Raw genomic sequence first — 6,361 nt, 5'->3', positions numbered from 1 at the left:
GCGGCGGCCCGCTCGCGGGCGGGGCGGGCGGGGGCGTTCCGGCCGGCCGGCCCGTATCCGTAGTGACTCTCCCCCGAGGGCACACGAGCCGACCGGCGTCGGGGACAACGTAAGGGATCGTTGAACGATCCGACAAGGGGGGCGGTGCATTCGCCCAGTGGTGTGTTGTCTCGTCCCCCTATCTGGGATTGACTTTCGCCACGACACCCGGGACGGCCTCGGACCGCCGCCCGGCACGGTGCGAGAGCGGGGAGCGGTATGGCCGGCGGAGTGGCGAAGAACGATCAGTGGCGGCTCGCCGAGGTCTCGGGCCTGGAACGGGACCGTGCCCTGCTCGGGCGCTCCAGCACCGCCGAGCGGGTCGCCGACATCCTGCGCGACCGGATCACCGAGGGGTACTTCCCGCCCGGCGCCCGGCTCTCGGAGGAGAGCATCGGCGGCGCGCTCGGCGTCTCGCGCAACACGCTGCGGGAGGCCTTCCGGCTGCTGACCCACGAGCGGCTGCTGGTGCACGAGCTCAACCGCGGCGTGTTCGTCCGGGTGGTGACGGTCGAGGACCTGGACGACATCTACCGGGTGCGCACGCTCGTGGAGTGCGCGGCGGTACGGGGTCTGGGAGAGGGCCCCTACGACGCCCGCACGACCGAGGGCATCGCGGCGATCGAGGCCGCCGTGCGGGCCGGCGAGGCCGCCTCCGGCGACCGGGAGTGGCAGGACCTCTCGACCGCCAACATCCGCTTCCACCAGGGCATCGTGGCCCTGGCCGGCAGCCCGCGCACGGATGAGCTGATGCGCGGTGTGCTGGCCGAACTCCGGCTGGTCTTCCATGTCATGGCCGACCCCCGGCGCTTCCATGCACCCTATTTGACCCGTAATCGGCAGATCGTCGAGGCGCTGCAAGCCGGCGATGCCGCCGAGGCCGAGCAGCTGCTGCTGTCCTATCTGGAGGATTCCCGCAGCCAGTTGTCGGGGGCCTACGCCCAGCGCATCGCGGAGGGGTGACACCCGGGGTGCGGGCCGGCCGCTGACCTCCGCCCCAGGGTCCGCCCCGGCGCCCGCCCGGAATCCGCTGCAGATCAGTATCCGCAGACCCCTTGTCGGATCGTTGAACAATCGCCTAGCCTCCGCTGCAATCTCTTCATTGCTCCCCATGGACCCGTGCCGGGTCCCGTACGCGGAAGGCGGATCCATGATCGTGCTCCTCGGCGTGCTCGTGGTCGTGATCGGCTTCGCCACGAAACGCAATCCCCTGTTGGTGGTCGGGGTGGCCGGCATTGCGACCGGCCTCCTCGGCGGTCTGTCACCCGGCAAGGTGCTGGCCGCCTTCGGCGAGGGCTTCGCCGGCAGCCGGGCGGTGACGATCTTCGCGATCACCCTCCCGGTCATCGGCCTCCTGGAGCGCTACGGCCTCCAGGAGCAGGCCCGTAACCTCATCGCCCGGTTCGCCAAGCTCACCACCGGACGCTTCCTCGCGCTCTACCTGGGCCTGCGGCAGATAGGCGCCGCGGTCGGGCTCACCAATGTCTTCGGGCACGCCCAGACCGTCCGCCCGCTCGCCGTCCCCATGGCCGAGGGCGCCGCCGAGCGTAAATACGGCCAACTCCCCGACCGGACACGGGAGAAGGTCAGGTCGTTCTCCGCCAGCGCGGACAACGTCGGCCTGTTCTTCGGGGAGGACGTCTTCCTCGCCGTCGGCTCCATCCTGCTGATCACCGGCTTCGTCAACACCACCTACGGCACCCACCTCGAACCGCTGCACCTCGCGCTGTGGGCGATCCCCACCGCCGTGTGCGCGTTCGTGGTCCACGGCTGGCGACTGCTGCGCCTGGACCGCCAGTTGGAGCGCGAGCTGCTCACCGCCAACGTCCAGCCCAGCGCCGCAGTGGAGGCAGCCCAGTGATCAAGGCAGAGTGGTTCTACTGGCTGGTCGGCCTCAGCTTCCTGGTGATGGCCTCCCAGATGGTCACCGACCGCAGCAACCCCAAGCGCTTCGGCACCGGCGCCTTCTGGGGCCTGATCGGCGCCGGCTTCATCTACAGCAGCTGGGTCGTCACCAAGCAGGCGCCGGCCGAACCGCTGGGCGTCGCGGTGCTCGTGATGGCCGCCCTGGCCGGCTTCGGCTTCACCGGGCGCGGCACCCCGCGCACCACCACCCCCGAGCAGCGCATCGCCAGCGCCGCCAAGCTCGGCAACAAGCTCTTCGTCCCCGCGCTCACCATCCCCGTCGTCGCGATGGCCTGCGCCATCGGCGTCAAGCATCTGTCCATCGGGGGCGAACCGGTCCTCCAGGAGGGCAGCGAGACCATCCTGGGCCTGGGCATCGGGGCCGTCGTCGCCCTCGTCGTCGGCATGATCATGCTGCGCGAGAAGCGGGTGTCCGTGCCGGTGCAGTCCGGCCGCTCCATGCTGGAGGCGATGGGCTGGGCCATGCTGCTGCCGCAGATGCTGGCCACGTTGGGCGCCATCTTCCAGGTCTCCGGCGTCGGCGACCAGGTCGGCAAGCTCACCACCTCCGTACTGCCCAAGGACTCCCTGTACATCGCGGTCGTCGTCTACTGCGTCGGCATGTTCGCGTTCACCATCATCATGGGCAACGCCTTCGCCGCCTTCCCCGTGATGACCGCGGCCGTCGGCTGGCCCGTCCTGATCGGGCACTTCGACGGCAACCCCGCCGCGGTCCTGGCCATCGGCATGCTCGCCGGATTCTGCGGCACCCTGGTGACGCCCATGGCCGCCAACTTCAACATCGTTCCGGCGGCCCTGCTGGAACTGAAGGACCAGTACGGGCCCATCAAGGCGCAGTTGCCCACCGCGGGCGTGCTGCTCGGCTGCAACATCGTGATCATGGCGCTGTTCGCCTTCTGAACCCGCTCCACCGCACCACGGCGCACTCCACCGCCGTCCCCCCACGATCGTTATCGAGCCGCACCGAGGATGACCGTATGACCCGGGTACTGCTGACCGGATTTGCCCCCTTCGAAGGTGAATCCGTCAATCCCTCCTGGCAGGCGGTACGCGCCGCCGCGGCCGAACCGCCCGCCGGAATCGAGGCGTCCGCCGTTGAGCTGCCCTGCGTCTACGGAGCCTCGATCGCGGTGCTGCGCGCCGCGATCGAGGAGACCCGCCCCGAGATAGTGGTGTGCGTCGGCCAGGCCGGCGGCCGCCCCGACATCACCGTCGAACGCATCGCCGTCAACATCGACGACGCCCGCATCCCCGATGCCACGGGCGCCGAACCGATCGACGAGGTGATCGTGCCCGGCGGCCCCGCCGCGTACTTCTCCACCCTGCCGATCAAGGCATGCGTGGCGGCCGTCCGCGCCGCCGGGCTGCCCGCCTCCGTCTCCAACACGGCGGGCACCTTCGTCTGCAACCACGTCTTCTACGGCCTCGCCCACCTCATCGCCACCGAACTCCCCGGCATCCGCGGCGGGTTCGTGCACGTCCCCTACGCCCCCGAACAGGTCGTCGACCGCGCCCAGCCCTCGCTCCCGGTCAGCGCGGTGGCCCAGGCCCTGCGGGAGATCGCCGCCACCGCCGCACACACCCGCACCGACCTCCGCGTCGCCGAAGGGGCCACCCATTGAGCGGCGGTCCCGCCGCCCAGGAGGCGGCCCAACTCGCCCCGCACGCCGACCGGCTCGCCGCCCCGCGCTGGCCAACGTGGTCCGCGCCTACCCGTACGCGCCGATGCATCTGCTGACCGGCCCCCAGGACCTGGTGCCGCCGCGCACCCACCACCCCGCCTTCCACGGCTCGTACGACTGGCACTCCTCGGTCCATATGCACTGGCTGCTGGTCCGCCTGCTGCGCCGCTGCCCCGGCCGGGTGCCCGGTCCGCCACGGCACCCACACGAACAGCGCGTTCGCGCTCGGTCTGGTCCTGGACACGGCAGCCGCGGCCGGCCGCCCGGAGCTGGTCGCTCCGGTCACCGGGACACTCCTGCGCCGGTTCGCCGACGACCATGATGCGCCGGCCCACTGGGAGCCCTCCGGCCAGGACTTCCTGTCGCCGGCGCTCGTCGAGGCCGAGGCGATGGGCCGGGTACTGCCGCAGGCGGAGTTCGCCTCCTGGCCGGCCCGCTTCCTGCCCGGCATCGAGCGGCGCGCACCGGCCGCGCTGCTCGGCCCGCCCACCGTCTCCGACCCCGCCGACCCGCAGATCGGCCATCTCACCGGCCTCTCGCTCAGCAGGGCGGCCGCGCTGCGCCGGATCGCCGCCGTGCTGCCGTCGGACGATCCGCGCGGCGCCGTCCTCGCGGCGGCGGCCCGGGACCACCTGGCCGCCGGGCTGCCGCACACCGCCCCGGGAGACTTCCCGGGCGACCGCTGGCTCGCCACCTTCGCCGTCCTCGCGCTGGACGGGCCGCCGGCGCACGCCGGGACCTGACGGCCGGCCGCGGCGGGCGACGCCGTAGACTGACGCGTCGGCCCGCCGCGGACCCGTCCCAGGGTCCGTCAACGGATCCACCTGCGGTTCCACCCATGAGCGGATCCGCGCCGTTTCGTCCGTTGTCAGTGCGAGCGCCTACTCTGTGCGACGTGACTTTTCCCGCCCCGGGGGCCGCTGCGCCCCAGCTCAACGGCCCTCACCGGCCCGCGCCGGGCCCGGCCGCCGACGAGGGCCTGGCCCGTCGGCTGCGCGCCCTCGCGTGCACCGCACCGCTGCACGACCTCGATGTGCGCAAAGCCAACCTCGCGGGTGAGTACGGGATCTACGCCATGGCGGAGGTGGCGCTCGCCGTCATCGATCTCGTCACGCTGAACATGGACTTCGACACCGGCGCCGACCACGAGGAGATAGTGGCGAAGGTGCTCCCGCGGGTCGCCGCGCAGGCACCCCGCCGTCCCACGGGTGAGCACGAGCGGGTGGCCCGCTGGGTGCTGGAGAACCTGATCAACGTCGGCAGCGTGGACCGCGGCTTCCGCGCCGTCTACGGCACCTTCAACACCGAGGGTGAGTACGTCCGCCGCGACTACGACTTCAAGCTCATNACCGAGGGTGAGTACGTCCGCCGCGACTACGACTTCAAGCTCATCGAGGAGGTCCCCGGCGCCGGCGGCACCGTCTTCCTGCGGGCCACCGACGAAGCGGTCAACGTCCTGGTGGGCGCGCTCGACACGGACGTCACCAGCGCCCAGATCGCCGCCGAGGTCAAGCTGGAGGTGCTGATCAACCGCGGCCGGCTGGCCGACGCCCAGCTCGCCGCCGAACAGGCCCGCTACCGCACCGTGCAGTACGCCGAGACCCTGCGCCGGACCCTGGACGCCACCCGGCGCAATGTCCGCGCGGTCGACTGGCTGGAAACCGTCCCCGACATGATCAACGAGGCGCTGGACCACGTCGCGGACCGCTACCGCCACGAGAACGCCATCCTCACCAACATCCGCAAGGCCCGCGACGAGACCGAGGAGCCCGAGCACAAGCGGCGCGCCGCCGAGCTCGTCGACATCGTCAAGGACTGCATCCGCCGCCACACCCAGCTCCAGTCCCGGCTGCTGGAGGCCGGCCCGCTCTTCCGTGCAGAGCAGGACCGGCAGGCCTTCGCCACCCCCGTCGCCCGCTCCGGACTCGATCTGTACGGCCAGCTCGTCGCCCCCCTGCTGCCGCTCCCCGCCGAGCAGGCCATCCGCGTCACCGACGCCTTCTTCGCCCACGGCACGGGCCTGCGCACCCCCTCGGCCGTCCGTGTCGGCGACCTCGTCGAGGTGCTGCTGACCCCGCCCGTCGAGCGCGAGCACCTCGGCGCCGAGATGCCCGAGCCCGACCTGGTGGCGACCCCCGACGACAGCCGCTTCAGCGAGGCCCAGCTCGACGCCGCGATGGCGCTGCTCGACCTGCCCGCCGATGCGCCCCGCCGACTCTCCGGCCTGCTCGCCGAGGCGCGCCGCAGCGATCCCGAACTCCCCTACCTCGTGGCCCTGCTGGCGGTGCACGCCGCCAGCCCGCCGGTCGGCACGGCCTACCGCCAGGGCGAACAGCAGCTGCTGTTCGCCGTCGACGACGGCACCGAGCTGACCGACCCGGAGTTCGGCGGCGCCGACCTCATCGTCGGCACGGCCCTGCTGGACGCCGCCGGGATGGCCGCCGACCGCTCGGAGGTGGCCTGATGCCCCGCGCCCAGGGCGTACGGCCGACGCACGGCGGTGTGCGCCCGGTCCAGCGGGACCGGACCCCGCCGTGCGGCGGCCCACCGCCACGGCTGCCAGAGATGTCCGAGATCGTCCCCCGCAAGGAGCTTGTTCCGTGACCGAGTACGACGCCGACGAGGTGCCGCAGCCGGATCCGGCGTCCGGGCCCGGCGGGCCGGGCCGGGGCGCGCCCACCGCCGACGCCGAACCGGCCGCCGCGGGGCCGGCG

General features: G+C 72.3%; 7 protein-coding genes and 1 pseudogene. All 8 read left to right on the top strand.

Annotated elements, in window-relative coordinates:
- The first annotated feature begins 258 nt into the window (after positions 1-258).
- Positions 259-1,002: a GntR family transcriptional regulator gene (locus DY245_RS15105; RefSeq protein ID WP_128507567.1), complete on the top strand. Its 744-nt coding sequence runs from the start codon at positions 259-261 to the stop codon at positions 1,000-1,002.
- A gap of 187 nt (positions 1,003-1,189) precedes the next feature.
- Positions 1,190-1,900 (top strand): DUF969 domain-containing protein, encoded by a 711-nt coding sequence (locus DY245_RS15100; protein ID WP_128507565.1) that lies wholly within the window; start codon positions 1,190-1,192, stop codon positions 1,898-1,900.
- Positions 1,897-2,865: a DUF979 domain-containing protein gene (locus DY245_RS15095; RefSeq protein ID WP_128507563.1), complete on the top strand. Its 969-nt coding sequence runs from the start codon at positions 1,897-1,899 to the stop codon at positions 2,863-2,865. The genes DY245_RS15100 and DY245_RS15095 overlap by 4 nt, the downstream gene beginning before the upstream one ends.
- A 77-nt stretch (positions 2,866-2,942) precedes the next feature.
- Positions 2,943-3,587 carry a pyroglutamyl-peptidase I gene (gene pcp / locus DY245_RS15090; RefSeq protein ID WP_128507561.1) on the top strand — a complete coding sequence of 215 codons (645 nt, stop codon included), beginning with the start codon at positions 2,943-2,945 and terminating at the stop codon, positions 3,585-3,587.
- A gap of 76 nt (positions 3,588-3,663) precedes the next feature.
- On the top strand, positions 3,664-3,969 hold the full coding sequence (locus DY245_RS48260) for a DUF2891 family protein (RefSeq protein ID WP_425329392.1): 306 nt from the start codon (positions 3,664-3,666) through the stop codon (positions 3,967-3,969).
- Positions 3,878-4,390 (top strand): DUF2891 family protein, encoded by a 513-nt coding sequence (locus DY245_RS15085; protein WP_425329393.1) that lies wholly within the window; start codon positions 3,878-3,880, stop codon positions 4,388-4,390. Before DY245_RS48260 ends, DY245_RS15085 begins: the two co-directional genes overlap by 92 nt.
- A gap of 152 nt (positions 4,391-4,542) precedes the next feature.
- Positions 4,543-4,994, top strand: a pseudogene (locus DY245_RS46305) (hypothetical protein); the annotation flags it as partial.
- A gap of 1 nt (position 4,995) precedes the next feature.
- A partial coding sequence (locus DY245_RS15080; protein ID WP_244943054.1) for a hypothetical protein occupies positions 4,996-6,111 on the top strand: 1,116 nt, incomplete at its 5' end.
- Between the last annotated feature and the right edge of the window lie 250 nt (positions 6,112-6,361).

The organism is Streptomyces inhibens (genome assembly GCF_003389455.1).
Classification (GTDB): domain Bacteria; phylum Actinomycetota; class Actinomycetes; order Streptomycetales; family Streptomycetaceae; genus Streptomyces; species Streptomyces inhibens.
Note: the sequence above shows the minus strand (reverse complement) of the source record. Positions and strands in the feature narration are given on the sequence as shown.

What these genes read in the sequence shown, in the direction of transcription:
- DY245_RS15105 (WP_128507567.1), top strand. Translation starts at nt 259, where the DNA reads ATGGCCGGCGGAGTGGCGAAGAACGATCAGTGGCGGCTCGCCGAGGTC.
- DY245_RS15100 (WP_128507565.1), top strand. Translation starts at nt 1,190, where the DNA reads ATGATCGTGCTCCTCGGCGTGCTCGTGGTCGTGATCGGCTTCGCCACG.
- pcp (WP_128507561.1), top strand. Translation starts at nt 2,943, where the DNA reads ATGACCCGGGTACTGCTGACCGGATTTGCCCCCTTCGAAGGTGAATCC.